This is a genomic window from Streptomyces sp. NPDC089915 (assembly GCF_040684675.1).
GTDB lineage: Bacteria > Actinomycetota > Actinomycetes > Streptomycetales > Streptomycetaceae > Streptomyces.
Genome location: NZ_JBFBGN010000007.1, coordinates 43,460 through 69,858, shown reverse-complemented (window position 1 = coordinate 69,858; position 26,399 = coordinate 43,460). Strand labels below are relative to the sequence as shown.

Here is a 26,399-nt window from a genome sequence, read left to right as displayed (position 1 = left end):
GTACGGCCTTCGCGCAGGTGTCCGCAGGGGCCTCACCCACGCCGGGGAAAACCCGGGCGCGGACGGGCCGTTTGAGTGAAGCAGCGCAACCATGCCCCCCGGCGGGCTGTTGATCAGGGCGCTCCACTAGCGGGCACTCGTGCGACAGAAGGATCGATGATGTTCAAGAAGATCATGACCGCCGCCGCGGTCTCCGCCGTTGCCGTCGGCGCCGGCGCCGCCGCTGCCGCCCCGGCCATGGCCATCGGCAACGACAACGGGATCAACACCGTCAACGGCAACGGTGCCCAGCAGATCTACGGCAACCAGAAGACCGCCGGCGACATGAGCCCCCAGCTCAGCCTGGTCCAGGGCACCCTGAACAAGCCCTGCGTCGGTCTGCCGGTCAAGGTCAACGCCCAGTCGCTGGTCGCCCTGGTCAACGTCGGCGTCCAGGACATCAACGTCCTGTCCAACCCGCAGAACCAGCAGTGCACCGAGAACTCGACCCAGGCCAAGGGCGACGAGCCGCTCTCGCACATCCTGGACAACATCCCGGTCCTCTCCGGCAACGTCTCCTCCGGCAGCTGACCGAGCTCCACCCCTTCTGGTCTAGGGCCGCGACGGCCCGTGGAGCGAAGTGACGAGGGCCCCGGCGGCGTCCAGCCGCCGGGGCCCTCGTACGCGTCCGGGCCCCGCCGCTACCCCGTCCGGCCCCTCAACCCGTCCAGAAGTCCCACCACCGGGTCAGGACCAGCATCCCGATCACCCCGAGGTGCAGGGCGGGCGGGGCCCAGGCGAAGTCGGTGAAGAACGCCCGCAGCGGGCCGGGCGCGGGCAGCCGGCCGGTCCGGACGTTGTGGGCCGTGACCGCCCAGAACATCAGCAGCGTCGCCACCCAGGCCAGACAGCACCACAGGCACAGCGCGTTGATCGAGTAGAGCGACTGGACCATCAGCCAGGCGCAGAAGCCGGTGCCGAAGGCCGTGCCGGCGTTCAGTCCCAGCCAGAACCAGCGGTGGTGGCGGGCCCCGGCGAGGAGCCCCGCGCCCACGCAGACCACGACCCCGTAGGTCGCCAGCCCGAGCATCGGGTTGGGGAAGCCGAAGACGGCCGCCTGCGCGCTCTTCATGACGCTGCCGCAGGACACGACGGGGTTGAGGCTGCAGGCGGGCTTGAAGTCCGGGTCCTCCAGCAGGAGGAACTTGTCGAGGGTGATCACCCAGGAGGCCAGCAGCCCGGCGGCCCCGGTGGCCACCAGCAGCCAGGCGAGGGACCTGGGGGCGTCGGGTCCGTCCTCGGCGCGGGTACCGGAGCGCCGCCGCTGGCGCGGGACGTCCACTGTGTTCGTTGCCATGCCACCCATACTCCCGCGCACTACCGCGAACCCTGACGAACCCTGGCCATTCCCGGGCAAGTTGACCTGAAGGTGTGGCGGGAACCCCTGATGCTTCCCGGACGTTTTACCGAATCCCGGACGTGATAGCAGAGCCAGGGGCTACGTTGTGCTTCCGCGAAGTGACAAGCTGCGACGGCCTGGAGCCCACCTTGAGCGATCCGTACGAGACAACCGAGGCGCACCTCGAGCGACTCCTGGGCCGCGCCCTCAACTCCTTCGACCTTCCCGACGCGTTGGTCGAGCGCCTCGGTACCGCGCTCGCCCACAGCTCCTCCCTCTACACCACGCACCACAGCCCGTCGGCGGGGCTGTGGCGGGAGACCCACCGGCACACCTACCTGCTCGCCGACGGTGAGACGGCCTCGCTGTGGGAGCTGGCGTACCGGCTGACGGGCGATCGCGGCCCCCGCCACGAGGTGTTCGCCGGGCGGGACGAGCTCGCGCTGGCCGGGTCCCGGCTGTTCGGCGAGGCCGCCGCGGAACCGGCCCTGTACGAGGGGCCCGAGCCGGGCGCCGGCGAGGCGGACGGGGACCTGGGCTGGGGGGTGGACGGGACGGAGGAGGACCTGGTGCTGCTGAGCGCCCTGTTCGCCGCCCCGGCCCTCGGGGAGCGCCACCGCGAGTACACGGAGGAGGAGTCCGCCGACCACGCCCGCCGGGTGCTGCGGCGCGCGGAGAACGCCGACCGCCCCGGGGAGGAGGTGGCCGTGCTGCTGCGCTCGGCGTACGCCCACCAGATCACCCAGGCCTTCGGCGGCCGGCAGTCCCTGGCCGACGGGCGGGACGCCGGCTTCAGCCTGTACGAGCACGCCTTCGTCCTGCTGGACGGGACCGAGCTCAGCCTGTGGGAGGTCGAGCACACGGCCACGCCGGACGGGCGGCACATGTGCGAGGTCTACGGGGACGAGGCCGCCGCGCGCGGGGCCATGGAGCTGCGCACCCGCGTCCGGTAGCACCGGCCGGCGGTGGCACCGGCCGGCGGTGGCCGCCGCGTCAGGTGGTACCGGCCGCCCGGTCGCGGGGCGGCCGGGGGTCAGTGCAGGGGCAGGTCCAGGGGGATGTCCTGGGTGATCCGGACCTCCTCCGGGCGCAGGTCGGCGGGGGTCGGCATCGCGCTGCCGGGGAGCCGTACGGCGGCCGCCCCGTGCGCCAGGGCGCGGGCGAGGGCGGCGGGGCCGGTGCCCCGGGCGGTGAGGAAGCCGGCCAGGGCGGCGTCGCCGGCGCCGACGTCGCTGCGGACCGCTCCGGCCGGCGCCGTGCCGTGGAGGGCGCCCTCCGCGTCGACCAGGAGCTGGCCGTGCCGTCCGAGGGAGGCCAGGACCGCGCCCGCGCCCCGTTCGACGAGCTCCCCCGCGGCCTTGACGGCGTCGCCGAGGGTGGCCAGGGGGCGGCCGACCGCCTCGGCCAGTTCCGCGGCGTTCGGCTTGACCAGGTCCGGGCGGGCCGGGAGGGCGGCGAGGAGCGCCGGGCCGGAGGTGTCGACGGCGACGCGGGCGCCCGTCTCCCGGGCCCGGGCGACGAGTTCGGCGTACCAGCCGGGGCCGGGGCCGGGCGGGAGGCTGCCGCAGCAGGCGATCCATTCGGGGGCGCCGGCGCAGGTGCGGACGGTGTCGAGGAGCAGGGCCGCCTCGCGGGCGGAGAGTTCCGGGCCGGCGGCGTTGACCTTCGTCAGGGTGCCGTCGGGTTCGGCGAGGGAGATGTTCGAGCGGGTCTGCCCGGCGATGGAGACGGCGGTGACGTCCACGCCCTGGGCGCCGAGGAGTTCGGCGAGCAGGGCGCCGGGGGTGCCGCCGAGCGGGAGGACGGCGGTGGTGCGCACGCCGGCGGCGGCGACGGCCCGTGAGACGTTGACCCCCTTGCCGCCGGGGTCGACCCGGTCTCCGGCGGCGGCCCTGAGCACCTCGCCCCGGCCCAGCGAGGGCACTTCGTAGGTCCGGTCGAGGGAGGGGTTGGGGGTGACGGTGAGGATCATACGAGCACGACTTCCGTACCGGCGGCCTCGACGGCGGCCCTGTCGGCCGGGGCGAGCCCGGTATCGGTGATGAGGAGGGACACGTCCGCGAGGGAGCCGAAGCGGGCGAAGCGCTCCTGGCCGGCCTTGGCGGAGTCGGCGAGCAGCACCACCCGGCGGGCGGCGGCGATCGCGGCGCGTTTGACGGCGGCCTCGGCCGGGTCGGGGGTGGTGAGTCCGGCGTCGGCGTCGAAGCCGTTGGTGGCGAGGAAGAGGACGTCGGCGCGGATCTCGGCGTAGGCGCGCAGCGCCCAGGCGTCGACGGCGGCCCGGGTGCGGTGGCGGATGCGGCCGCCGACGAGGTGGAGGTCGATTCCGGGGTGCCCGGCGAGCCGGGCGGCGACGGGCAGGGCGTGGGTGACCACGGTGAGCACGGTGTCGACGGGGATGCGGTCGGCGAGGCGGGCGACGGTGCTGCCGGCGTCGAGGATGACGCTGCCGCCGGCGGGGAGTTCGGCGAGGGCGGCGGCGGCGATGCGGTCCTTCTCGTCGCCGGAGGTGGTCTCGCGTGCGGTGAGGTCGGGTTCGAAGCCGAGGCGGCCGGCCGGGATGGCCCCGCCGTGCACCCGGCGGAGCAGGCCGGCCCGGTCGAGGGCGGTCAGGTCGCGGCGCACGGTCTCGGCGGTGACCTGGAATCGTTCGGCGAGGGAGAGCACGTCGACCCGTCCGGCCTCATGGGCGAGGCGCAGGATCTCCTGCTGGCGCTCGGGTGCGTACATGTGGGTTCGCTTCCGCTCTCTGCCCGTTCGAGTGGGTTTCCCCCTACCGTACGCCCACAAGCGGGAAGAAACCAAGAAAAACGGACATGCCCGCCCACGGGGGCGGACATGTCCGTGCGGGTACCGCCGAGGGCTCAGGCCTGCTCGACGGCGCCCTCGCGCTCCGAGATCGGGACCTGCTTGCGCGGCAGGACGAACATCACCGCGAAGATCGCGACGAGCACCGCCACGACCCACCACAGCGCGCCGCGGAAGGCGTCGACATAGGGCGCGCCGAGGACCCGGTCGTCGTCGATCGAGCCGAAGAAGACGACGGAGGTCAGGGCGAGGCCGAGGGCGTTGCCCATCTGGCCGGTGGTGTTGATCAGGCCGGAGGCCGAACCGGCGTGCTCGCGCGGCACCTGGGACAGGATGGTGTCGTTCAGCGGGGCGACGATCAGGCCCATGCCGATGCCCATGACGATCAGCGGGGGGGCCATCTGCCAGGAGGAGATCTCCATCCCGTAGCGCTGGGACTCCCAGATGTAGAGGAGCAGGCCCGCGGCCATGGTCAGCGCGCCGGCCTGGAGCACCTTGCGGCCGAAGCGCGGGACGAGCTTCTCGACGGAGAGGCCGGCGGCGACGGAGACGGCGATGGAGAAGGGGATGCCGGTGCTGCCGGCGTGCAGCGGGGTCCAGCCGAGGCCCATCTGCATGTAGAGCGTCCAGACCAGGAAGAAGATGCCGGTGGCCAGGCCGAAGGCCAGCTGGACCGTGATGCCGCCGGCGAAGCTCTTGACCTGGAAGAGGGAGAGCTCGACGAGCGGGGAGCCGTCCTTCTTGATCTTGTACTTCTCGTAGACGATGAACGCGGCGAAGACGAGCGGCGACGCGATCATGCAGATGAAGCCCCACAGCGGCCAGTCGTTCTCCCGGCCCTGGGTGAGCGGGTAGATCAGCAGCACCAGCGCGAGGGTCGCGAGGACGACGCCGACCAGGTCGAGGCGCAGGGCCTTGGGGGCCTTGGACTCGGAGATGAACTTGCGGCCGAGGATCACGGCGGCGATGCCGACGGGCAGGTTGATCAGGAAGATCGTGCGCCATTCGAGGCCGAAGAGGTTCCACTCGGTGAGCAGTGCGCCGAGCAGCGGTCCGGAGACCGCGCCGAGGCCGACGATCGCGCCGAACATGCCGAAGACCTTGCCGCGCTCGTGCGGCGGGAAGGTGACGTGGATGATCGCGAGGACCTGCGGGACCATCATGGCCGCCATGCCGCCCTGGAGGAGGCGGGAGGCGACGAGCATCGAGGGGTCGGGGGCGATGCCGCAGAGCAGCGAGGCGACCGTGAAGCCGGCGACGCCGACGAGGAAGAGGCGCTTGCGGCCGTAGATGTCACCGAGACGGCCGCCGGTGATCAGGCCTGCGGCGAAGGCGAGCGCGTAGCCGGCGGTGATCCACTGGATGGCGCTGGTGGAGGCGCCGAAGTCCTGGCGCATGCTGGGTATCGCGATGTTGACGATCGTGACGTCGACCAGGTCCATGAAGGACGCGGTCATCACGATGGCCAGCGCCAGCCAGCGGAGGCGGTCGGCCGGGGCGCCGGCGGAGGCCTCCGGCGCGGCCGCCGGAGCCGCGGTCCCTTCTTCTTCTCGTACGGGCCCGTTCTCTCTTTCGGGCGATGCTGTGGGCGTCTCGGTGCTCATGGGGAGAAACCTAGACGGGATCTAGGCCACAGTGTGTCCTATTTCCCTGGCAATCTTGAAGGATGAACGACACACCCGCCCGGCTGCTCACCCTGCTGTCCCTGCTCCAGACCCCGCGCGAGTGGCCGGGCAGTGAGCTGGCGGAGCGGCTGGGGGTGAGCTCGCGGACGATCCGGCGGGACATCGAGCGGCTGCGGGAGCTGGGGTACCCGGTGGAGGCCACGCTGGGCGCCGTCGGCGGGTACCGGCTGGTCGCGGGCGCGGCGATGCCGCCGCTGCTGCTCGACGACGAGGAGGCGGTGGCGATCGCGGTGGGGCTGCGGGCGGGGGCCGGGCATGCGATCGAGGGGGTCGAGGAGGCCTCCGTACGGGCCCTGGCGAAGCTGGAGCAGGTGCTGCCGGCCCGGCTGCGCCGCCGGGTGGGGGCGCTGCAGTCCGCGACGGTCGCGGTGACCCGGGGCGACGGGCCGAGCGTGGACCCGCGGACGCTGACGGCGATGGCCTCGGCGGTGGCGGGGCCGGAGCGGCTGCGGTTCGCGTACCGGGCGCGGGACGGGGTGGACTCGCGGCGGCTGGTGGAGCCGTACCGGCTCGTCAGCACGGGCAGCCGCTGGTACCTGGTGGCGTTCGACCTGGAGCGGGAGGACTGGCGCACGTTCCGGGTGGACCGGGTGAGCGAGCCCTTCCCGACGGGGGCGCGGTTCGCGCCGCGGCCGCTGCCGATGGAGGCGGCGGAGTTCGTCCGGCGCGGGCTGCGGGGCGGGGAGACCTACGCGGCGGACGTGTCCTTCGCGGCGCCGCCGCAGGAGCTGCCGGGGTGGCTGCGGGAGTGGGCGGTGGCGGAGGGGCCGGGGTCGCGGGTGCGGTTCGACAGCGGGGACGCGCCGGAGTGGCTGGCCGCCCGGATGGCGCTGACCGGGCTGGAGTTCACGGTACGGGGCCCAGCCTTCCTCGCCCGCGCGGCGGGCACCCTCGCCGAACGCCTGGCCGGCGCGGCCTCGTCCCCGGGGGGCGTGGCGGTGTAGGCCCCCCCGGGGGGGGCGGGGCGATCGGCCGGTGGGGGCCGGGCGACCTGCCGGCGGGGCGGTCTAGGGCGCCCCCTCGGAGGCTGGGGCGATCGGCGCCCGGGCGACCTGCCGGCGGGGTGGGCCGGGCCGGCCCCGGGCAGGGGGGAGCCCCGGCACCGGGGGGGGTGGGTGCCGGGGCTCGTCTCGGGGGGCTTCGGCCGGGCCGGTCAGGCCACGGCGTCGAAGCCCGTGTCGCGGGCCATCCGCTTCAGTTCCAGCAGCGCGTGCTTCTCGATCTGGCGGATCCGCTCGCGGGTCAGCCCGTGCTGCTTGCCGACCTCCGTCAGCGTCCGCTCGCGGCCGTCCTCGATGCCGTAGCGCATCTTGATGATCGACGCCGTGCGCTGGTCCAGCTTGCCGAGCAGGTCCTCCAGCTCCTCGCTGCGCAGCAGCGCGAGCACGGACTGCTCGGGGGAGATCGCGGCGGTGTCCTCCAGCAGGTCGCCGAACTGGGTGTCGCCCTCGTCGTCCACCGACATGTTCAGGCTGACCGGGTCGCGCGCCCAGTCCAGGACGTCGCCGACGCGCTTCTCCGTGGAGTCCAGCTCGGCGGCGATCTCCGCGTGCTCCGGGTCACGGCCGTGCTCGCGGTTGAACTCGCGCTGGATCCGGCGGATGCGGCCGAGCTCCTCCACCAGGTGGACGGGGAGGCGGATGGTGCGGGACTGGTCGGCGATGGAGCGGGTGATGGCCTGGCGGATCCACCAGGTCGCGTAGGTGGAGAATTTGAAGCCCTTGGTGTAGTCGAACTTCTCCACGGCGCGGACCAGGCCCGCGTTCCCCTCCTGGATCAGGTCGAGGAGCGGCAGTCCGCTGCGCGGGTAGCGGCGGGCGACGGCCACGACGAGGCGGAGGTTGGACCGGATGAAGACCTCCTTGGCCCGCTCCCCCTCGGCGGCCAGGGCCTCCAGCTCCTCGCGCGCCGGGGTCTCCCCGCCGCGCTCGACCTCTCCGTCGAGGATCTGCCGGGCGTAGACGCCCGCCTCGATGATCTGTGAGAGCTCCACTTCCCGGGCGGCGTCGAGCAGCGGCGTGCGCGCGATCTCGTCCAGGTACATGCCGACCAGGTCGCGGTCGACGATCTCTCCGCCCACGGCGCGGGCGCTGCTCGTGGACTGACGACGGGCGACGGCGCGGGTTGCCATGCGGTGCTCCCTTGCGATGCGATGAACGGTCGCGGTGCGTCCACGGACACTCTCCCGAGTGCCCGCTTCCGAGGGAAACAACGACTGGAATCGGGACAGAATTCCCACACGCCTCCCTCTTTTCGGGGATCTTGCAGTATCCTGCCCCGCCACCACCCCGGCAGGGCGGTTCCGGCGGGCCGCGAGAACCCGAAGAGGTGCAGGTCAGACCCATCCCGGGGACACCGGGGCGGGTCGCGCGACCACGACGCCGATGAGACCGCCGTCACACGCGACGCGTCCGCCCCAGCGGTGCCCTCGGGCTGCACTTCCACCCCCCAAGACGACCCGCGCCGGGTTCTGGTTGCCTGCCGCTCACCCGTTCGGGTGCGTTCCGGGCATATTCCTCCGGCACGGCACCGGAGGGCCTAGCCGAACTGCACCGACCGTTTCGACAGGCCCATCCAGAACCCGTCCACCGGTGTGGTCTGCGCGCCCAGGTCGGCGGCGGCTGCGCCGAGGGTGACGAAGAGCGGGGCGAAGTGTTCCGTGCGGGGGTGGGCCAGGCGGCCGGCCGGGGACTTGGACTCGAAGTCGAGCAGGGCGTCGACGTCGTGGGCGGCCAGGGCCTCGCGGCCCCGGGCGTCGAACTCCGCCGACCAGCCGGGTACGCCGGGGCCGGTGTGCCGCAGGGCGGCCAGGTTGTGGGTGAAGAAGCCGCTGCCGACGATCAGGACGCCCTCGTCGCGCAGCGGGGCGAGCCTGCGGCCGAGGTCCATCAGGCGGGCGGGGTCCAGGGTGGGCAGGGAGATCTGGAGGACCGGTACGTCGGCCTCCGGGTACATCTCGACGAGGGGGACGTACGCCCCGTGGTCCAGGCGGCGAGCTCGGACGGCCACAGCGGGTCGTCGGCGAGCGGGGGCGCGCCGTGGCTGAGGTACAGCGTCGGCATGCGGGCGGGGGCGGGGGGTGTGGTCATCGGGCGCTCCTCGGGCCGTCGGGCCGCCGTACGGCGTACGTCGTCCGCGGGGAGGGCGTACGGGTTCACCCGAAAAGACCAACCCCGCTTCGTTCAAATTTGAACGAAGCGGGGTCTTCAGTCATTCCCTACGCCCGCGCCCCCGTCAGTGGGCGATCACCGGCACCTGGAACTCGGCCTCCGCGCCGTCCGCGTCGCCGGAACCGGCCACCGGACCGCCCTGGCCCGGACGGCCCGTGTTGATCAGGGTGAACGCGATGGCCGCGCTGACCGCGAGGATGCCCACGGCCCACCAGATCGCCGAGGAGTAGCCCTCCACCATGGCCTGCGCCTGGACGAGCCGGCCCGCGGCGCCGCCCGCCGCGGCCTCGGCCGCGTGGTCGGTCAGGTAGGCGGTGGTCGCCGAGGCGGCGATGGTGTTCAGCAGGGCGGTGCCGATCGCGCCGCCGACCTGCTGCGAGGTGTTGACCATGGCCGAGGCGACACCGGCGTCGGCCGGGTTCACCCCGTACGTGGCCAGGGACATGGCCGGCATGAAGGCGGTGCCCATGCCGAGGCCCAGCAGCAGCTGCGCCGGCAGGATCAGTGCCGGGTAGGAGGAGCCGACTTCCAGCTGGGTCAGCAGCAGCATGCCCAGGCCGGCGAGCAGGAAGCCCGGGCCCATCAGCAGCCGCGGCGCGACCCGGGTCATGAGGCGGGCGCCGATCTGGGTGGAGCCCGTGATCATGCCCGCGATCATCGGCAGGAAGGCGAAGCCGGTCTTGACGGGCGAGAAGCCCTTCACGACCTGGAGGTAGTACGTCAGGAAGAGGAACAGGCCGAACATCGCGATGACGGCGAGGCCGAGCGAGAGGTAGACACCGCCGCGGTTGCGCTCCAGCAGGACGCGCAGCGGCAGCAGCGGGGACTTCACCCTGGACTCGACGGCGACGAAGGCGGCGAGCAGCACGGCGGAGCCGACGAACAGCGCCAGAGTGGTCCCGTCCGTCCAGCCGGCCGACTCGGCGCGGGTGAACCCGTACACGAGCGAGACCAGGCCCAGGGTCGAGAGGACCACGCCGGGGACGTCGAGGCGGGCGCCGTTGCGGGAGCCGGCCGGCTCGCGGATGACCATCCAGGCGCCCGCGGCCGCGACGACGGCGAAGGGGATGTTGACGAAGAACGTCCAGCGCCAGTTGAGGTACTCGGTCAGGAAGCCGCCGAGGATCAGGCCGACGGCGCCGCCGCCGCCCGCGATCGCACCGTAGATGCCGAAGGCCTTGGCGCGCTCCTTGGCGTCGGTGAAGGTGACCGCCAGCAGCGAGAGCGCGGCCGGGGCGAGCAGTGCGCCGAAGGCGCCCTGGAGGGCGCGGGCGCCCAGCATCATCGCCTCGCCGTTCGCGGCGCCGCCGAGCGCGGAGGCCAGGGCGAAGCCGGCGAGGCCGGTGATGAAGGCGTTCTTGCGGCCCCACTTGTCGGCGATGCGGCCGCCGAAGAGGAGCAGTCCGCCGAAGGCCAGCGCGTACGCGGTGATGACCCACTGGCGGTTGCCGTCGGAGATGCCGAGGTCGGTCTGCGCGGAGGGCAGGGCGATGTTCACGATGGTCGCGTCGAGGACGACCATCAGCTGCGCCAGCGCGATGAAGACCAGGGCCTTCCAGCGGCTGGGGTCGGCGGCGGCAGCCGCCGGTGGGGCGGTCGCGGCTGTTTTGGACATGGGGGTACCCACTTCACTGTACGGAATGACTGAAAAGGGATGAATTAAAAGGAAAAGTGGCGGTTTTCGAGGCTACTGAAGGCGGGGCGCCGCGTCACACGGTTTTCCGCCGGAGGTCCTGCAACGTGACGGCGGTACCGGGCAGTTGGGAGCGGGCCGGGGCCCGCAGCCCGTCGAGGAAGAGCTGGAGGTGGCGGTGGACGAAGCCGCCCACCGTCGCGCACTCCGTCCCGGGGAGGGGACGGGCGAGCTGGGACAGGGCGAGCATCAGGTCACCGGCGGCGATGTCGGCGCGCAGCAGCCCCGCGCCCTGCCCGGCGGCGACCAGGGTGTCCACGGCCGCCCCCAGCGCGTCGCGCGCGGCGAGGAGTTCGGGGTGGTCGTGGTCGAAGCCGTCCTGGAGCATCGGGCACAGGGCGCCGATCCGCTCGTCGGCGGCGGCGTGCGTGAAGCGGCACAGCGCCGCGAAGGCGTCCGGCTCCTCGGCGAGGGCGTCCTCGGCCTGGGCGGTGACCCGGTCCATCACGTAGAGCACCACGTGGTGGACGAGGTCGGCCCGGTCGGGGAAGTGCCGGTACAGGGTGGCGTTGCCGATGCCGGCCCGGCGGGCGATCTCGTCGAGGGGGGCGTCGGCGCCGAACTCCACGAAGATCTCTCGGGCCGCCCCGAGGATCCGCTCCCGGTTGCGCACGGCGTCGGCGCGCGGCTTGGGCACCCGGGTGGCCGTGACGGCCGCCGTGGCGGTGGCGCTCTGCATTCCGGGCCTCCCTGGGGCTGGAACTCGTACGGACCGGCGCCGGAGGGCCGGCGGCGGGCGACTGGTGGGCAACTAGCTGGTGGGCAACTAAGCGGGGAGCGAATCCCCGCTTGTGCGGACCCTTGTGTAAACGGGGAACCGGTCCCCGGTTATTTCACTCTCCCGTGTGACCCGCGTCACACCCGAATCCTGGGCTTTCGTCCCGTTTGGCCGCTTTCGACGCGCGGGCGTGTCGCAGCCGACGGAGGGTGAGCCCACAGAGAGCAGTCCGGACCCGGCCGGCTGCCGCGCACCCGAAGGCGATCTCCATGCCGCAGACCCGCCACCGGATACGCAGACCCTGCCGCACCGGCGCGTTCATCGGCCTCACCGCACTGGCCCTGGGCGTCACCGCCACCGCCAGCGGCGGGATCCACGGCCGCGGCCACACCACCTCCGGCCCCAAGGCCTCCACCGCCGAATCCGTCCTGGCGCCCTGCCGGATCTCCGCGACCATGGGGGTCCAGCTCTCGGAGGGCCTGCCCACCGCGCCGGGGTACTCCCGCTCGACGGGCGAGGTCCGCGCCCTCAACCTGATGATCGACTTCCCCGACGCCAAGGGCGAGGGCTCGGCGATGGACCGGCTGGCGGAGTTCTTCCCCCAGACCTCCGACTGGTTCCGCACCAGCTCCTACGGCCGGCTCACCTACCGGGCCGAGGCCCCGATACGGAACTGGCTGCGGATGCCGATGCCCTTCGCGTCCTACGGGATCGAGCGCGGCTCCCCCTACGAGCCGGGCTACCGGCAGCTCGTCGAGCACATCGCGCGGGCCGCCGACGCCGAGGTGGACTTCAGCCGCTACGACCTGATCAACATCCTGGTCACCCCGAACGCCGGACCGTCCGCCCTCGACACCGTCCTGTCGGTCACCTTCTCCGGCAACGGGGAGGCCCCCATGGCCGACGGGGTGCCGCTCGCGAACACGTCCTTCGTCTACAGCCGGCAGGACGACGGCTCGGGCTCCTACCGGGAGACCGGCTACCGGGTGCTGCCGCACGAGAACGGGCACGTCTTCGGACTGCCCGACCTCTACACCTCCGACGGGGGCGGCACCGTCGGCCACTGGGACATCATGAGCGAGGACTGGGGCGCCAACAACGACCTCCTCGGCTGGCACAAGTGGAAGCTGGGCTGGCTCGACGCGTCCCAGATCAGCTGCGCCTCCAAGCCGGGCGTCAGCGAGCACCTGCTGACCCCGCTGGCCGCGGAGGGGGGCGGCATGAAGCTGGCCTTCGTCCCCCTCTCGGAGAGCGCCGGCTACGCGATCGAGGTCCGCACGCGGGCCGGGAACGACGAGGCCGTCTGCAAGCCCGGGGTGCTCATCTACAAGGTGGACTCGGACGTGGACACCGGGCGCGGGCCGGTGACGGTCTCGGACAGCGCGAGCGGCAGCGGCGGCTGCACGCGCCGGCCCAACGTGCACGCCGAACTGTCGGACGCGCCGTTCCGCCCGGGCGAGAGCTTCACCGACGAGAAGGCCGGCATCACCGTCTCGGTGGTGGACGCCCTCCCGGGCGGCGGCTTCCGGGTCCGCGTGACCCGCCCCTGACCCCCTCCCCCGCCTTCCCCCCCTGCGAGGAGCGCCCCCGTGACCACGACCCCCACGACCCCCGAGGAACGCCTGGCGGCCGCCGGGCTGAAGCTGCCGCCGGTCGCCCCGCCCGTCGCCGTCTACGTCCCGGCGGTGGTGAGCGGCCACTACGTCCACACCTCCGGCCAACTGCCCATGGTGGACGGCGCACTGCCGCGCACCGGCAAGGTGGGCGGCGAGGTCACCCCGGAGCAGGGCGCCGAGCTGGCCCGGCAGTGCGCGCTGAACGCGCTCGCCGCCGTGGCCTCGGTGGCCGGCGACCTGTCCGCCGTGAAACGGGTGGTCAAGGTGGTCGGCTTCGTGGCCTCCACCCCGGACTTCACCGGCCAGCCGGGCGTGGTCAACGGCGCGAGCGAACTCCTGGGCACCGCCTTCGGCGACGCGGGCATCCACGCCCGCAGCGCGGTCGGGGTGGCCGTCCTGCCGCTGGACGCCCCGGTGGAGGTGGAGCTCACGGTGGAACTGCACACCCCGATGGGGGTGTGACCGTTCCGGACGGCACGACCCCGGGCCCCACGCCCCGGCGGGAAACCGGCCCGCGCAGCCGGTACCTGATCCGCTACGCTGTGCCTGGGCCGCCTTCACGGTGGTCCCGGGCCTCGTACGGGGCCCCGCCTTCGTAGCTCAGGGGATAGAGCACCGCTCTCCTAAAGCGGGTGTCGCAGGTTCGAATCCTGCCGGGGGCACAAGGACGGGAGGCCCTCAGCCGGGATCGGCTGGGGGCCTTCGTCGTGTGCGGGGTCAGGCGACCAGGTCCGCGTAGAGGATCACGTTGTTCGCGCGGTGGCCGTTCTCGATCTCGCCGCCGCAGGTCAGCAGGCGCAGTTCCGGGCGGTCCGTGGGGCCGTAGACCTTCTGCGTGGGGAAGCGGTCCTTGTGGACGTCCTCGATCTCGCGGATCTTGAACCTCGCCGTCCGGCCGTCCTCGCGGGGGACCTCGACCAGGTCGCCGAGGCCGATCTTCGCGACGTTCCTCATCAGGGCCGGGCCGTGCTTCGTGTCGTAGTGGGCCACGAGGACGGCCGCGCCCTTCTCGCCCGGCGCGGCGCCGCCCGTCCACCAGCCCGGGGTGTTCGCCTCCGTGTCGGGGTCGGGGACGTCCAGCTCGCCGGTGGCGGGGTCGGTCGTGAGGTCCAGGACGCGGGTCGCCGACACCCCCGCCGACGCGATGCGCACGCCGGCGGGTCTGGAGCGGTCCAGCGGCGGGGCGGCCTTCGGGGGCGGGGCCGCGGACGTGCCGGTGATCTCGGGGGCGGGGGCGGGCTTCGTCGCGGACGCCGTGCCGCAGGCCGTGAGCGTGGCCGTGACGGTGGCGGCCGCGACGGCCAGGGACGTCGCGATGAGGGGGGTGCGGGGCATGGGAGCGACGCTACGGGGGCGATATCAGGGGTTTGCGTAAGAAAGGTAACGGTCGCCCGGAAAGTGGGGCGCGGAGCTGTAAAGAGCCCTCCCGGGGAGCGTGGGAGGGCCGTCCGCGTCAGCTGAGGCCGCGGCTGCGTTCGCCGATGCGGTCGCCCTGCGGGGTGCCGGCCCGCTTGAGGGCCGCCTTGGTGTGGGCGCCGCCCTTCACCTTGCTGTGGAGGGGGCCCTCGAAGCCGTGGCCGGGCCCGTGGCCCTGTGCGCGCCGCGTCTGGAGTTCGAGCCGCTCCACCGCCTTCGCGACCGCGGCCTGCACGTCCTGCTTCTGCTCTTTGCTCATCCCGTCGTCAACTCCTTCGGGAAGCGTCCGATCGAACTACTGGGATCGTATGCAGATATGCGGAGCTATGCACCCGGATGGGACGTAAAGGATCCCCGGCCGGCCGCCGTCAGGGCTTCGGCGCGGGTCCCGTGGTGGCGCGGACCAGCTGCTCCGGGCAGGGCGTGCCGCGCGGGAGCTGGTACTTCGCCGCGATCCGGTACTCCCCCGGCGCCGGGACCAGGAGCTCCGTCCACACGTCCCCCTCACCGTCGGGGGCCGCCTTGAACAGGCACCCGGCGGTGTTCGCGTACTCCTTCGGCGTCCCGGACCCCGCCGCGCCCCGCGCCTTCGAGGCGGGGGTCTCCTGCGGCGGCTGCACGGCCTTCCCCGCGCCGTCCACCAGCCCCAGCCACGGCGAGTGCGGGATCCGCACCAGCACCCGGCCGGGCGCGGAGACGTCGAGGACCAGCTGGTCGGCGCCCGCCCTGACCACCGTCGCCGGCCCGGTCACCAGGCTCGTGGGGGCCTCCACCTGGAAGAGCCGCCAGTTCTCGTCGCCCCAGATCTGCCGCAGGTACGGCAGCCCGCCGCGCAGCAGCTCGGCCTCGTCCTTGCCGCCCGAGTCGGGCTTGTCGGCGGGCAGCACGACGTAGTGCACGGCCCAGCGCTCCAGCCAGCCCCGGTAGTTCTCGGCGTTGAGGGTGTCGTCGTAGAAGAGCGGGTTGCGCTCCAGGTCGGCCTGGCGGTTCCAGCCGCGCGCGAGGTTGACGTACGAGGGGAAGGCCGAGGACTCGCGGTGGCTGCTGGCCGGGACCACCTCGACCCGGCCCCGGTCGGCGCCGGCCTTCTGCAGCTGGTCGACCAGCGGGGCCAGCTCGCGGTTCCAGGCGGCCACCGGGGTGGTGCGGATGATGTCGGTGATGCTGTTGGTGGTGATCCAGACGTTGATGCCGACGAACGCCAGCAGCACGGCGTACCGGCGCCGGGTGCGCGGGATCGTGTGCGGGACGGCCGCGAGGAGGACCGCCCCGCCGAAGAGCATGACCATGCGGGTGGCGTTCGAGCCGATCTGGGAGTCGATCACCCAGGTCAGGAACACCCCGAGGGCGTACACGGCGCCGGAGATCCGGACCGTCTTCCACCCCTTCGGCACGAGGAAGGCTATGGCCAGGCCGAAGACGAACGGCAGCCAGGCCGAACCGATCTTCATCGGCTGGGTCCCGGAGAACGGGAACAGCCAGGCCGACAGCCCGACCACGGCCACCGGGGCCAGCCCCAGGGCGTACGCGCCCGGGCGCCGCCCGCTCAGGAACAGCGCGGCCGCGATCACCCCGAGGAACAGCCCCGCCACCGGGCTCGCGGCGGTCGCCAGCCCGGCCAGGGGCGCGGCGACGGCGGCCTTGGCCCAGCGCCGCTGTGCCCACTTGCGGGGCCAGCAGAAGACGGCGGCGACGGCCCCCAGCGCGAAGAGGGTGCCGAGCCCGAAGGTGACGCGGCCCGAGAGGGCGTTGCAGAACAGCCCGTGGACCCCGGCCAGCGCGGGCCACAGCGGGCGCCGGACGGCGCCCCGGCAGCGGGTCAGGACCAGGGCGAGCAGGGCCGCCGAGGCGGTCCCGGCGATCATCATCGTGGTCCGGACGCCGAGCACGTGCATGACGTACGGGGACACCACGCTGTACGAGACCGGGTGCATCCCCCCGTACCAGGCGAGGTTGTACGCCGTGTCCGGGTGCCGGCCGACGAACTCCGCCCAGGCGTCCTGCGCGGCCAGGTCCCCGCCGCTGTTGGCGAAGCAGAAGAACCAGACGACGTGCAGGACGGCCGCCGCGGCGGCCGCCACCGGCACGGGGTGGCGGTGCGCCCAGCCCAGGACGCCGCCCCCCGGGTCCCCGGCGGACGGGTGCCGCCTCTGTTCGGGTACCCGGGGTCCGGGCTTGTGCTGCTCTGCTGTGGTCACGACCGATGCTCTCTTCCCGGAACGACACGTGCGTCCCGTCCCGGCTCCCTGGACGCACGACGGCGCCCCGGGGTTGTGCCCGGGGCGCCGTCACGCGCCCGCCGACCCGTATCAGCCGATACGGGTCAGCTTGCTGCCGATGCCCGGGGCGGCCAGCTCCGACTGGAGCGCCACCGGCACCTTCACCTGGCTGGCCCCGTCGCCGACGGTCAGCACGCCGACCGCCGTACCGGCCTTCGCCGTCTCGGGGATCTTGGTCCCGCCGTCGCCGAGCTTGATGTCCACGGTCAGCGAGGACCAGCCGACGGCCTGCACGTCGGCGGTGGCGACGACCTTGGTCCGGCCGCCGACCCCGTCGTCCACGTACCCGACGACATCGCCCTTCTTGACGACGGGCGCGCCGTCCAGGGACTTCTGGGTGGCGACGAGCAGGTTCTTGCTCGCGGCGATGACCGTGTCGATGATCGGCGGCTTGTGCTGGCCGAGGACGGCTCCGACGATCAGCTGGTTGGTGTCGCCGACCTTCTTGTAGGCGGCGAAGAGCAGGTTTCCGCCGGCCTTGGTCGTCGTACCGGTCTTGATGCCGAGGGACTCGTTGTACGGGACCAGGCGGTTCCAGTTCGGCCAGTTCTTGCCGGTCTGGTCGGTCCAGGAGGGCTTGCGGGTGATGTCCACCATCGCGTCGATCTCGACGATCTTGAGACCCAGCTTCACCTGGTCCTCGGCGGTGCTGACGGTGGTCGCGTCGAGGCCCGAGGGGTCGGTGTAGGTGGTGTTCGTCATGCCGAGCTGCTTGGCGGTGTCGTTCATCTTCTTGACGAACGCCTCCTGGGAGCCGGCGTCCCAGCGGGCCAGCAGCCGCGCGATGTTGTTGGCCGACGGGATCATGAGGGCGGCGATCGCGTCGTACTCGGAGATCTTGTCGCCCTCCTTGACCGTGTTGAGGGTGGACTCGTTGTCGGACTTGTCCTTCTGGCCCTCGGTCTCGGCGGTCTTGTCGACGTCGATCATCGCGCCCTTCTCACCCTTCTTGAAGGGGTGGTCGCGCATGATGATGTACGCCGTCATCGACTTGGTGACACTGGCGATCGGCACGGGCTTCTGCTCGCCGGACGAGCCGATCGTGCCGAGGCCGGCGGCCGCCATCGAGGCCTGGCCCTCGCTGGGCCAGGGCAGGTCGGGGGCTCCGCCGGGGAAGGTGTACTGGGACTTCGCGGTCAGCACCAGCTTGGGCGCGGGCAGCGGGCGGACCAGCTGCACGACGGCCAGCACGACGAGCAGCAGCGCCACGATCGGCGCGTAGATCTTGACCCGCCGGACGACCGTCCGCATCGGGCTGGGCGGCGGGGGCGGGTTGTTGGTGAGGTCCGCCAGCATGTCGAGCGGCGGCCTGGGCGGCAGCGGCTGCTGGGTGGTGCGCTCGCTGGGGTCCAGCCGCCGCACGGTGGGGGCGGCGGCCGGGTCGGGCTTGGGGGCGGCGGGCTTCGGCGGGGCCGGCTGGTCGTCGGGGCGCAGCGGGACGAACTTGCTGACGCGGGCCTCGGGGGCGGGGGCGGCCTTCGGCGCGCCGGGCTTCCCGTCGGCGTCGGCGTCGGCGTCCGCGGGCTTCCCGGGCGCGGCCGGGGCGGAACCGGAACCCGGCTTGACGGCACGGAACACGGCGGTCCGCTCGGAGTCCCCGGCCGGCTTCCCGTCACCGTCCGCGGCGTCCGGACCGGGCTTGACCTTCCGGAAAACGGCGGTGCGCTCGTCGGCGGGGGCGGCCGGGGCCTTCTCGTCGGCGTCGGCCGGGGCCTGGCCGGGCCTGCCGGAGGCGTCGGCCGGGGCCTTCTTGGCCGTGTCGGGGCCGGACGGCCCGGCCGTACGCGGGTCGCGTGCGGCGGGAGCGGGGGCGTCGGCGTCCGCCGGGGCGGAGCCGGGCTTCACGGCGCGGAAGACGGCCGTGCGCTCGGACTCGGCCGAGGGCGTGGCGGAGTCCCGCTCGGACTCGGCAGGAACCTTCTTCCCCGCGTCCGCCGGGGCGGAGCCGGGCCTGACGGTGCGGAAGACGGCGGTGCGCTCGGACGGCTCGGCGCCGCGCGGGTCCCGCGCGGCGGGCTTCCCGGGCTCGGCGTCCTCGTCCTTCGGAGCGGGGTCGGAGGGGGCGACGCCGAACGCGGTGGTCCGCCGGCCGCCGGAACCGGAACCCGCCTCGGGGTCCGCCGGACGGTCCTCGTCGGCGGCCTTCGCGGAGTCCGCCGGGGCGGAACCCGGCTTGACGGTGCGGAAGACGGCCGTGCGCTCGGAGCCGGCCGGGGACTTCGCGGAGCCCTGGTCGTCACCGCCCGAAGCGGAGTCCGGGGCGGGGTCAGAGGTGACGACCCCGAAGGCGGTGGTGCGCGTGCCCCCGGCGGAACCGGAGCCGGAACCAGAACCGGAATCCGGCTTGGCTTCGGGGGACCGGCCGGCGTCGGGCCTGACGGTGCGGAAGACGGCGGTGCGCTCGGAGCCGGCTGCCCCACCGGCCGGGCCGGAGGTCTCGTCGGCCTTCTCGGAACGCTCGGAAACGGAACCCTGACGGACCACCCCGGACCGCGCCGCTGACGCCGCCGGGTCCACCCGACCGGGGGACCGCTCGGCGGTGTCGCCGTCCTCGTCCGAACCCGGCCGCCCGCCCGCCGGGGCGTCCGAAGCCCGCGCGGACGCCCGATCGGCACCCGCGCCGGAAGCCCCGTCCGAACCCCGGCCCGCGCCCGAACCGGAATCCCGGCCCGAACCGGTGCCCGCACCCGAACCCGCGCCGGAGCCCGCGTCCGTGCCCCGGCCCGGGGCCTCGCCCGGATCCCGGTCCTCGGCCGCGGCCGCTGCGGGGTCCGGGGATGTGGCCGCGTCGCGGCCCGGGGCGTCGTCCTCGGCGCCGCCGGAAACCGGCCGGGCCGGTACGGCGTCCTTCAGGGGGACGCGCGGCTGGAACACCGAGATCCTCGGGTCCTGTTCCCCGGCCCCTGAGGACTTCGCCGCCCCCGACGCTCCTTCACTAACCGACTTGTCGGGGGACTCGCCCGCCACCGTTCCTCCTCGATCGCCGTCCGGTCTACTGTCCGAACCGTCTAACAGTGTCCCGTCTCGGGGTCCTCGCCCACGTGCTAGACGAGAACGACATAGCTACTGGTTCCCCCACAAAGCGTCCAGGCGCTCTCGACAGATGAATGTGAGAGGCGTCACCCTGTCACTCATCCACGCGGGGAGGCATGGATGGGCAGGAGCCGCAGAACAATTCCAGAGGAGCTTTTGCTGCTCGCCCTGGACCCGGCCACGGGTACCACGGCGCAGCCGCAGTCGCTCGACCTCGGCCTGGCCGGGGCACAGCTAGTGGAGCTGGCTCTGGCAGGACGGATAGCCCCTGATGGGGATCGTATCGCCGTGGTGATGCCACGGCCGACAGGAGATCCGACTTTGGACTCCGCACTGGAACTGCTGCGCAGGCGCGGCAGCCCGGTACGGGCGGTCCACTGGATCGGCGGACCCCGGCTGGGGCTCCGCCAGATCTACCTCGCTCACCTGGAGCGCTGCGGCATGGTCCATGCCGTCGCGGGACAGATGTGCGGGGTGCTGCCGACGACTCGCTACCAGGCGACCGACACGGCGATCAGCCGGGAGATCCGTGCCCGGCTCGACAGTGCGATCCGCACCGGCGTACCGCCGGACCCGCGGACCGCGGCGCTCGCCGCACTGGCCCACGCGGTCGGACTCGGCAAGCACCTGTACCCCGGCAACGAGGGGCGCTCGTCCAGGTCCCGGCTGCGGGACCTGATCCGGCACGACCCGATGGGCGGTCTCGTGGCGCACGCCGTCATGGACGTCCAGAACGGCGTGGCGGCGCAGCCGCGCCGCGACCGCGCACCGGCTCCGCAGCCGGCCGCGAGGGCGACGGCGGGCGGCGTGCCGCTCCAGCCGCGCCGGACGGGTGCGATGGCCCGCGCGGCCGCGCACTGACGCACGACCCCGACCCGCGACACCCCTTGGTCCACCAGCGGGTCACCGATCCACACTCCGCTGCCGGGCGTCCCCACGGACCCGGTCCGGGAGCCGCGCGCACGCGGGGTGGCGGAGCCGTTCACCGGCTCCGCCACCCCGCGTGTCCGCTTTTCCGCGCCGTTCCCCAGCGCCGTCACACCCTTCGGTGGCAGTCTGCTGAACATCAGACACGCACAGAGACAGCTACTGAAGAAGGCGGAGGTGCCGATCCCGTGGCGTCCAATGTCAATCCCACCGTCCGACGCCGCCGACTGGGCATGGAGTTGCGCAAGCTCCGCGAGGACAAGGGCATGACGGCCGAGCAGGTCGCCGAGCGCCTCCTCGTCTCCCAGTCGAAGATCAGCCGGCTGGAGAACGGCCGCCGTTCCATCAGCCAGCGCGACGTCCGCGACCTGTGCGAGGTGTACGAGGTGGAGGACCCCCGGCTGGTGGACTCGCTCATGCAGATGGCCAAGGACTCGCGCCAGCAGGGCTGGTGGCACGCCTTCGGCGACATCCCGTACAGCGTCTACATCGGCCTGGAGACCGACGCGGCCAGCCTGCGCACGTACGAGCCCCAGATGGTCCCCGGGCTGCTCCAGACCCCCGAGTACGCCCAGGCGCTGATCCGCGGCGCGCTGCCGGAGACGGCCCCCGCCGACGTGGAGAAGCGCGTCCAGGTCCGGATGCACCGCCAGAAGCGGCTGTCCGAGACGGACAACAACAACGCGGAGGTCGGGCCGCTGCGGCTGTGGGCGGTGATCGACGAGGCGGTGCTGCGCCGGCACGTGGGCGATCCCCAGTTGATGATCCGGCAGCTGCAGTTCCTGATAGAGCAGTCGCAGCAGCCGTACATCACCGTGCAGGTGATGCCGTTCTCGATGGGCGCGCATCCCGGCGTGAACGGGCAGTACGCGATTCTGGAATTCCCGGACGCCTCGGACTCGACGGTGGTCTACATCGAGGGCGTCACGAGCGACTTGTACCTGGAGAAGGCGAACGACGTCCAGAAATACAGCGTGATGTACGAGCACCTGCGCGCCCAGGCCCTCAATGTGGAGCAGACCCGGCAGTTCATCTCCCAGGTCATCGACCACTACGCGGCCCTGGCGAAGTAGGGAGGTGGCAGGGGGTCCGGCACCGTACACCGTCGGTCCCCGGCCACAGAAGGCCTGAATCGAATATGCCACCCGGTCGAGTGAATGCCTCCTTCCCCCATCGGGAGGTGCCGGTAGCGTCGATCACGTCGGCCCGGGAAATGGTGCCGGCACGCAGCCGGGAACTCCCGGAACCACTCTCTGAACCGGAGAAGAACCATGGGTATTCGTCAGGGCGGCACCGAGAACTGGACCAAGTCCTCCTACTCCGGCGGGAACGGCGCCTGCGTCGAGGTCAAGTCCCCCGTCACCGAGGCGATCGCGGTCCGTGACTCCAAGGTGCAGGACGGCCCGTCGATCACCTTCGCCCCCGGCTCCTGGACCTCCTTCGTGACCGACGTCGTCGAGGGTCACCGCGCCTGAACCCCCAGGCGTACGACCCCGACGTGAGCCCTCTCGACCGGCACGCCGTCCTGGCCGAGGGGGCTCGGCCGTGTCCGCGTACGGACGGACGGCCGGCCCCCTCCCCGCCGCGGGCCGGAGGTCAGCGCAGCCGGTCCACGTACCGGTCGGTCCCCGGCACGGTCGGGATGAACGGCGCGACCAGCTCCACCCGCCCCAGCCCCGACTCCGCGACCTCCGCGTCCAGCCCCTGGAAGCGGTCCCAGCAGGTGCGCGGGTCGGCCTCCAGGAACCACAGGAGGGTGAGGCGCTCGTCCACCCCCTCGACCTGCTTGACGTAGGTCATCCGGTCGCCCGGCAGCGGCGTCGGCCGGAAGACGGTCACCATCGCCGCGGGCGAGCCGTGCAGCCGGCGCGGCAGGGCCCGGGAGCGCAGCCACTCCAGCAGCTCCGCCCGCCGCTCGGGACCCTCGGCGTCGACGACCTGGAGGACGAGCCCGGCGTACGGGTGGTCCAGGGCGTGGAAGTCGCGGGGGCCGGCGGCCCCGTCGCGGTAGACGGTGGCCTCGTGGTCCTGGAAGGCCGTGAAGACGTGCGTACGGTCCTGGTAGACCCGGCCGTCGCGATTGAGGCGCTTGTTGATGCCGACGGTCCACTTCATGTGCTCGTCGTAGCGGCCCTCGGTGACCCAGTACGTCGACAGGTAGCAGCCGGCCGTGACCGGCTGGGCCACCGCCGACTTGTCCGGGTAGCGCAGCTCCTGGAGGTCGCGGGTGGCCACCCAGCGGCGGCCCGCGTACATCCAGGGCATGGCCATCGCGCCCGCGTAGTAGTGGTCGTCCTCGTACCAGCGGTTGTACGCGTACTCGTGGCCCGGGTGCGGTTCGACCATGGTGATCAGGGCGTGGCCGGGACGGACCCCGTACGGGCCGACGGCCGCGAGTTCGGCGTAGTCCCCGGCCCGGGTGTCCTCTTCTTCCCGCTCTTGTCTGCTCGTCATGCCACCGGTGTAGCTGATGAGCCGTCAGTTCGCGAGAGGGCGTGGGGTGTTCACCCCTCGAAATGGTAGGTGCCCTCTGCATCCTTCCTGGTTAGGCTGCGTTCACCCGCCACCCGAAGGAGCCCCCATGCCCACTGCCGGTCCCGCTCCCCTGCCCGCCTTCGCCGCCCGCGCCGCCGCGGTGGGCGGTTCGCCCGTACGGGAGATCCTGGCGCTCACCGAGCGCCCCGGGGTGATCTCCTTCGCCGGCGGGCTGCCCGCCCCCGAGCTCTTCGACACGGCCGGGATCCGCGCCGCCTACGACAGCGCCCTCGCCGGGGCCGCCTCCGCCGCCCGCGCCCTCCAGTACTCCACCACCGAGGGCGCCCCGGAGCTCCGCGAGGCCGTCGCCGCGCGGGCCGGACGGCGCGGGCTGCCCACCACCGCCGACGACGTGCTCGTCACCACCGGCTCCCAGCAGGCCCTGACCCTGGTCACCACCACCCTCGTGGAGCCCGGGGACACCGTCCTCGTCGAGAACCCCACCTATCTCGCGGCGCTCCAGTGCTTCGGGATGGCCGGGGCCCGCGTCATACCCGTCCCCTGCGACGAGCAGGGCCTGCTGCCCGACGCCCTCGCCGAGATCACCGCCCGGGAGCGCCCCAAGCTCCTCTACACCGTCCCCACCTTCCAGAACCCCACCGGCCGCACCCTGCCCGGGGAGCGCCGCGCGGAGGTGGCGCGGACCGCCGCCCGCCTCGGACTGTGGCTGGTGGAGGACGACCCGTACGGGGACCTGCGCTACGAGGGCGCCCACGAGCCCTGGCTCGCCGCCCACCCGGGAGCCGAGGACCGCACCGCCCTCATCGGCAGCTTCTCCAAGGTGATGGCCCCCGGGCTGCGCCTGGGCTGGCTGCGCGCCCCGGCCGCCCTGCGCCGGGCGGCGGTGGTCGCCAAGCAGGCGGCCGACCTGCACACCTCGACGGTGGACCAGCTGGCCGCCGCCCACTACCTCGCCGCCCACGACCTCGACGCGCACGTCGGCCGGGTCCGCGAGGCCTACCGGGCGCGCCGCGACGCCCTCCTCGCGGGCCTCGGCGCGGCCCTCCCGGAGGGCTCGGAGTGGAACCGCCCGCAGGGCGGCATGTTCGTCTGGGCCCGGCTCCCGGAGGAGTACGACGCGACCCCCCTGCTGAAGTCGGCCGTCGCGCACGACGTGGCGTACGTGCCCGGGGCGCCCTTCTTCACCGGCGCCCCGGACCCGCGCACCCTGCGGCTGTCCTTCACCACCCACACCCCCGACGAGATCGCCGAGGGCCTGGACCGGCTCCGCCGCGCCCTGGCCTGACGGGGCCCCGCCGTACGGGGGCCCGGCCGTCCGGGGCTCGGCCGTCCCGGGCTCGGCCGTCCCGGGCTCAGCCGTACAGCGCCGCTATCTCGGCCGCGTACCGCTCGGCCACCGCCGCACGGCGCAGTTTGAGGGTCGGGGTCAGGGTGCCGGCCTCTACGGAGAGCTCCTCGGCGAGCACGTGGAAGGCACGGATCCGGGACGGGCGGGAGACGGTGGCGTTGGCGGCGGCCACGGCGCGTTCGAGGTGGGCGCGCAGGGCCGGGTGGGCGGCCGGGGCGGGGCCGAGGTCCAGGGACTCGCGGGCCGCCCAGGCGGCGAGTTCCGCCGTGTCCAGGGCGATCAGCGCCACCGGGTGCGGGCGCCGGTCCCCGATCAGCACCGCCCGCCCGACCAGCGGCGAGGCGTGCTGGACGGCGAACTCCACCTCGGTCGGGGTGATGTTCTTCCCGGCCGAGGTGATGATCAGCTCCTTCTTGCGGCCGGTGATGGACAGGAACCCGTCGCCGTCGAGGGCGCCGAGGTCCCCGGTGTGCAGCCAGCCGTCGGGGTCCAGCGCCTCCGCCGTCGCGGCGGGGTTCGCGTGGTAGCCGGGGAAGACCATCGGGCCCCGGGCCAGCACCTCCCCGTCCGGGGCGATCCGCACCTCGCAGCCGGCGAGGGGGCGGCCCACCGTGCCGGGGCGGACGGCGCCGGGGTGGTTGAGGCTGATCGCCCCGCCGGACTCCGTCATCCCGTAGCCCTCGAACACGCGGATCCCGCAGGCCCGCAGGAAGTCCAGGGTGGCCGGGGCGATGGGGGCGCCGCCGGTCAGGGCCCACCGGAGCCGGCCGCCGAAGGCCTCCCGGACCGGGGCGTACAGGGAGCGCTCCGCCGCCTCGTACGCCGGCCGGTCCTCCGGCGGGAGCCGGTCCTCGGCCGCGAGGACGCCCAGCCGCACGGCCTCCTCGAACCGCTCCCGCCCGCCCTCACTCCCCTCGGCCAGCGCCAGCACCACCGCGTGGACCTTCTCGAACAGCCGGGGCACGGACGGCAGGTGCGTGGGCCGGGCCCGCCCCAGCTCGGCGAGCACGTCCTCGACCCGGCCGCCGAAGTAGCACAGCTCCCCGCCCTCCAGCAGGGTGGTGAACTGGATGAGCTGCGCCAGCAGATGGGCCAGCGGCAGGTACAGGTAGGTGGAGTCCCCCGGCCCGCCCGCCACCAGCGGGAGGGTGGCGTCCTGGACGGCCCCGAGGTTGCCGTGGGTGAGCCGGCAGCCCTTCGGCGGGCCGGTCGTGCCGGAGGTGTAGACGATCGCGGCGTCGTCCGAGGGGGTCACGGCGGCGGCCCGCGCGGCGAGTTCGGCCCCGGGCGCCCGCACCCGCACCGGCTCGTCCATCCGTACGACCTCCCGCAGCGCGGGCAGCCCCGGCCGCAGCGCCTCCACCCGGGCGGCCTGCGCGGCGTCCTCGCAGACGGCCGCGACCGCCCCGGAGTCGGCCAGCACCCAGGCCAGTTCCTCCTCGCCCGCCGTCGGGTACACGGGCACCGGTACCGCGCCCGCCGCCAGCACCCCGAAGTGCGTGTACGTCCACTCGGGCCGGGTCTCGGCGAGCACCGCCACCCGCTCCCCGGGCCCGACGCCCAGCCCCAGCAGCCCGCGCCCGACCTCGCTCGCGGAGGCGGCCAGTTCGGCGTAGGTACGGGTCTGCCAGCCGCCGTCGGGGGCGCGGAACCTGAGGGCCGTCAGCGGCCCGTACCGCTCCCCCGTCCACTGGGTGAACACCGCCAGAGTGCCCGGCCGACCGTCCATCGCACGCCCTCCCCGGATAGGTGACCCCCCGATGGTGGGCGCGGGAGGGCCCGGACGGCATGACCGGAAGCGTCAGCCCCGCTGACCCCGGCGCTCACCCGGG

Annotated in this window: 22 protein-coding genes, 1 tRNA gene and 1 pseudogene; 10 read left to right on the top strand and 14 right to left on the bottom strand. The window is 73.4% G+C overall.

Annotation, left to right across the window (positions count from 1 at the left end; genetic code table 11):
* Positions 1-159: 159 nt before the first annotated feature.
* Positions 160-570, top strand: coding sequence for a rodlin (locus tag AB0O29_RS04110; RefSeq protein WP_365145712.1), 411 nt, complete (start codon positions 160-162; stop codon positions 568-570).
* Between the two features lie 127 nt (positions 571-697).
* Here AB0O29_RS04110 and AB0O29_RS04105 read toward each other — a convergent pair whose 3' ends face one another.
* Complete coding sequence (locus AB0O29_RS04105) at positions 698-1,336, bottom strand: vitamin K epoxide reductase family protein (protein WP_365145709.1); 639 nt, start codon at positions 1,334-1,336, stop codon at positions 698-700.
* Positions 1,337-1,527: 191 nt separating this feature from the next.
* On the opposite strand from AB0O29_RS04105, the gene AB0O29_RS04100 reads away from it, so the two are divergent.
* Complete coding sequence (locus AB0O29_RS04100; RefSeq protein ID WP_365145706.1) at positions 1,528-2,331, top strand: DUF6227 family protein; 804 nt, start codon at positions 1,528-1,530, stop codon at positions 2,329-2,331.
* Between the two features lie 80 nt (positions 2,332-2,411).
* On the opposite strand, the gene pfkB is transcribed toward AB0O29_RS04100, so the two are convergent.
* The 3 genes from pfkB to AB0O29_RS04085 form a co-directional block, all read right to left on the bottom strand.
* Positions 2,412-3,350 (bottom strand): 1-phosphofructokinase, encoded by a 939-nt coding sequence (gene pfkB / locus AB0O29_RS04095; protein ID WP_365145703.1) that lies wholly within the window; start codon positions 3,348-3,350, stop codon positions 2,412-2,414.
* Positions 3,347-4,108 carry a DeoR/GlpR family DNA-binding transcription regulator gene (locus tag AB0O29_RS04090; protein WP_365145700.1) on the bottom strand — a complete coding sequence of 254 codons (762 nt, stop codon included), beginning with the start codon at positions 4,106-4,108 and terminating at the stop codon, positions 3,347-3,349. Before AB0O29_RS04090 ends, pfkB begins: the two co-directional genes overlap by 4 nt.
* A 134-nt stretch (positions 4,109-4,242) precedes the next feature.
* Positions 4,243-5,790: an MFS transporter gene (locus tag AB0O29_RS04085; RefSeq protein WP_365145698.1), complete on the bottom strand. Its 1,548-nt coding sequence runs from the start codon at positions 5,788-5,790 to the stop codon at positions 4,243-4,245.
* A 62-nt stretch (positions 5,791-5,852) separates the two neighbouring features.
* On the opposite strand from AB0O29_RS04085, the gene AB0O29_RS04080 reads away from it, so the two are divergent.
* The gene (locus AB0O29_RS04080; protein ID WP_365145695.1) at positions 5,853-6,815 is read left to right on the top strand and encodes a YafY family protein; all 963 of its coding nucleotides are present in this window, start codon (positions 5,853-5,855) and stop codon (positions 6,813-6,815) included.
* Positions 6,816-7,024: 209 nt separating this feature from the next.
* On the opposite strand, the gene AB0O29_RS04075 is transcribed toward AB0O29_RS04080, so the two are convergent.
* The 4 genes and pseudogenes from AB0O29_RS04075 to AB0O29_RS04060 all read right to left on the bottom strand — a co-directional run bounded on the left by AB0O29_RS04075 (position 7,025) and on the right by AB0O29_RS04060 (position 11,413).
* Positions 7,025-8,002, bottom strand: a complete 978-nt coding sequence (locus AB0O29_RS04075; protein ID WP_365145692.1) for a sigma-70 family RNA polymerase sigma factor — start codon at positions 8,000-8,002, stop codon at positions 7,025-7,027.
* A gap of 407 nt (positions 8,003-8,409) precedes the next feature.
* Positions 8,410-8,933, bottom strand: a pseudogene (locus tag AB0O29_RS04070) (class III extradiol ring-cleavage dioxygenase).
* Between the two features lie 172 nt (positions 8,934-9,105).
* A complete protein-coding gene (locus AB0O29_RS04065; protein ID WP_365145689.1) occupies positions 9,106-10,656 on the bottom strand; it encodes an MFS transporter in 1,551 nt (516 codons plus the stop codon).
* Between the two features lie 94 nt (positions 10,657-10,750).
* Positions 10,751-11,413, bottom strand: coding sequence for a TetR/AcrR family transcriptional regulator (locus AB0O29_RS04060; RefSeq protein ID WP_365145686.1), 663 nt, complete (start codon positions 11,411-11,413; stop codon positions 10,751-10,753).
* Positions 11,414-11,721: 308 nt separating this feature from the next.
* Here AB0O29_RS04060 and AB0O29_RS04055 point away from each other — a divergent pair, with 308 nt between their 5' ends.
* The 3 genes from AB0O29_RS04055 to AB0O29_RS04045 all read left to right on the top strand — a co-directional run bounded on the left by AB0O29_RS04055 (position 11,722) and on the right by AB0O29_RS04045 (position 13,730).
* Positions 11,722-13,002, top strand: coding sequence for a M6 family metalloprotease domain-containing protein (locus AB0O29_RS04055; RefSeq protein ID WP_365145683.1), 1,281 nt, complete (start codon positions 11,722-11,724; stop codon positions 13,000-13,002).
* A gap of 39 nt (positions 13,003-13,041) precedes the next feature.
* A complete protein-coding gene (locus AB0O29_RS04050; protein WP_365145680.1) occupies positions 13,042-13,530 on the top strand; it encodes a RidA family protein in 489 nt (162 codons plus the stop codon).
* A gap of 127 nt (positions 13,531-13,657) precedes the next feature.
* Positions 13,658-13,730: transfer RNA gene (locus AB0O29_RS04045), tRNA-Arg, on the top strand.
* A 55-nt stretch (positions 13,731-13,785) separates the two neighbouring features.
* On the opposite strand, the gene AB0O29_RS04040 is transcribed toward AB0O29_RS04045, so the two are convergent.
* The 4 genes from AB0O29_RS04040 to AB0O29_RS04025 all read right to left on the bottom strand — a co-directional run bounded on the left by AB0O29_RS04040 (position 13,786) and on the right by AB0O29_RS04025 (position 19,637).
* Entirely contained in the window at positions 13,786-14,403 is a 618-nt protein-coding gene (locus AB0O29_RS04040; protein ID WP_365145677.1) for a sortase, read from the bottom strand.
* A gap of 118 nt (positions 14,404-14,521) precedes the next feature.
* The gene (locus AB0O29_RS04035) at positions 14,522-14,743 is read right to left on the bottom strand and encodes a hypothetical protein (RefSeq protein WP_365145674.1); all 222 of its coding nucleotides are present in this window, start codon (positions 14,741-14,743) and stop codon (positions 14,522-14,524) included.
* A 109-nt stretch (positions 14,744-14,852) separates the two neighbouring features.
* A complete protein-coding gene (locus tag AB0O29_RS04030) occupies positions 14,853-16,595 on the bottom strand; it encodes an MFS transporter (RefSeq protein ID WP_365145807.1) in 1,743 nt (580 codons plus the stop codon).
* A gap of 198 nt (positions 16,596-16,793) precedes the next feature.
* Entirely contained in the window at positions 16,794-19,637 is a 2,844-nt protein-coding gene (locus AB0O29_RS04025) for a hypothetical protein (protein WP_365145671.1), read from the bottom strand.
* Between the two features lie 279 nt (positions 19,638-19,916).
* On the opposite strand from AB0O29_RS04025, the gene AB0O29_RS04020 reads away from it, so the two are divergent.
* From AB0O29_RS04020 to AB0O29_RS04010, 3 genes are all read left to right on the top strand, one after another.
* Positions 19,917-20,657: a GPP34 family phosphoprotein gene (locus AB0O29_RS04020; protein ID WP_079427798.1), complete on the top strand. Its 741-nt coding sequence runs from the start codon at positions 19,917-19,919 to the stop codon at positions 20,655-20,657.
* A 254-nt stretch (positions 20,658-20,911) separates the two neighbouring features.
* Positions 20,912-21,796 (top strand): helix-turn-helix transcriptional regulator, encoded by an 885-nt coding sequence (locus AB0O29_RS04015; RefSeq protein WP_365145668.1) that lies wholly within the window; start codon positions 20,912-20,914, stop codon positions 21,794-21,796.
* Between the two features lie 198 nt (positions 21,797-21,994).
* Positions 21,995-22,198: a DUF397 domain-containing protein gene (locus tag AB0O29_RS04010; protein ID WP_362062718.1), complete on the top strand. Its 204-nt coding sequence runs from the start codon at positions 21,995-21,997 to the stop codon at positions 22,196-22,198.
* Positions 22,199-22,319: 121 nt separating this feature from the next.
* Here AB0O29_RS04010 and AB0O29_RS04005 read toward each other — a convergent pair whose 3' ends face one another.
* Complete coding sequence (locus AB0O29_RS04005; protein ID WP_365145665.1) at positions 22,320-23,177, bottom strand: hypothetical protein; 858 nt, start codon at positions 23,175-23,177, stop codon at positions 22,320-22,322.
* A 127-nt stretch (positions 23,178-23,304) separates the two neighbouring features.
* Here AB0O29_RS04005 and AB0O29_RS04000 point away from each other — a divergent pair, with 127 nt between their 5' ends.
* Complete coding sequence (locus tag AB0O29_RS04000; RefSeq protein WP_365145662.1) at positions 23,305-24,504, top strand: PLP-dependent aminotransferase family protein; 1,200 nt, start codon at positions 23,305-23,307, stop codon at positions 24,502-24,504.
* Between the two features lie 67 nt (positions 24,505-24,571).
* Here AB0O29_RS04000 and AB0O29_RS03995 read toward each other — a convergent pair whose 3' ends face one another.
* Positions 24,572-26,296 carry an AMP-dependent synthetase/ligase gene (locus AB0O29_RS03995; protein ID WP_365145659.1) on the bottom strand — a complete coding sequence of 575 codons (1,725 nt, stop codon included), beginning with the start codon at positions 26,294-26,296 and terminating at the stop codon, positions 24,572-24,574.
* Between the last annotated feature and the right edge of the window lie 103 nt (positions 26,297-26,399).

Excerpts from the sequence above, each read along its gene's own strand:
- AB0O29_RS04110 (WP_365145712.1), top strand. The coding sequence starts at position 160 with ATGTTCAAGAAGATCATGACCGCCGCCGCGGTCTCCGCCGTTGCCGTC.
- AB0O29_RS04105 (WP_365145709.1), bottom strand. The coding sequence starts at position 1,336 with ATGGCAACGAACACAGTGGACGTCCCGCGCCAGCGGCGGCGCTCCGGT.
- pfkB (WP_365145703.1), bottom strand. The coding sequence starts at position 3,350 with ATGATCCTCACCGTCACCCCCAACCCCTCCCTCGACCGGACCTACGAA.
- AB0O29_RS04090 (WP_365145700.1), bottom strand. The coding sequence starts at position 4,108 with ATGTACGCACCCGAGCGCCAGCAGGAGATCCTGCGCCTCGCCCATGAG.
- AB0O29_RS04085 (WP_365145698.1), bottom strand. The coding sequence starts at position 5,790 with ATGAGCACCGAGACGCCCACAGCATCGCCCGAAAGAGAGAACGGGCCC.
- AB0O29_RS04080 (WP_365145695.1), top strand. The coding sequence starts at position 5,853 with ATGAACGACACACCCGCCCGGCTGCTCACCCTGCTGTCCCTGCTCCAG.
- AB0O29_RS04075 (WP_365145692.1), bottom strand. The coding sequence starts at position 8,002 with ATGGCAACCCGCGCCGTCGCCCGTCGTCAGTCCACGAGCAGCGCCCGC.
- AB0O29_RS04065 (WP_365145689.1), bottom strand. The coding sequence starts at position 10,656 with ATGTCCAAAACAGCCGCGACCGCCCCACCGGCGGCTGCCGCCGCCGAC.
- AB0O29_RS04060 (WP_365145686.1), bottom strand. The coding sequence starts at position 11,413 with ATGCAGAGCGCCACCGCCACGGCGGCCGTCACGGCCACCCGGGTGCCC.
- AB0O29_RS04055 (WP_365145683.1), top strand. The coding sequence starts at position 11,722 with ATGCCGCAGACCCGCCACCGGATACGCAGACCCTGCCGCACCGGCGCG.
- AB0O29_RS04040 (WP_365145677.1), bottom strand. The coding sequence starts at position 14,403 with ATGCCCCGCACCCCCCTCATCGCGACGTCCCTGGCCGTCGCGGCCGCC.
- AB0O29_RS04035 (WP_365145674.1), bottom strand. The coding sequence starts at position 14,743 with ATGAGCAAAGAGCAGAAGCAGGACGTGCAGGCCGCGGTCGCGAAGGCG.
- AB0O29_RS04020 (WP_079427798.1), top strand. The coding sequence starts at position 19,917 with ATGGGCAGGAGCCGCAGAACAATTCCAGAGGAGCTTTTGCTGCTCGCC.
- AB0O29_RS04010 (WP_362062718.1), top strand. The coding sequence starts at position 21,995 with ATGGGTATTCGTCAGGGCGGCACCGAGAACTGGACCAAGTCCTCCTAC.
- AB0O29_RS04005 (WP_365145665.1), bottom strand. The coding sequence starts at position 23,177 with ATGACGAGCAGACAAGAGCGGGAAGAAGAGGACACCCGGGCCGGGGAC.
- AB0O29_RS04000 (WP_365145662.1), top strand. The coding sequence starts at position 23,305 with ATGCCCACTGCCGGTCCCGCTCCCCTGCCCGCCTTCGCCGCCCGCGCC.
- AB0O29_RS03995 (WP_365145659.1), bottom strand. The coding sequence starts at position 26,296 with ATGGACGGTCGGCCGGGCACTCTGGCGGTGTTCACCCAGTGGACGGGG.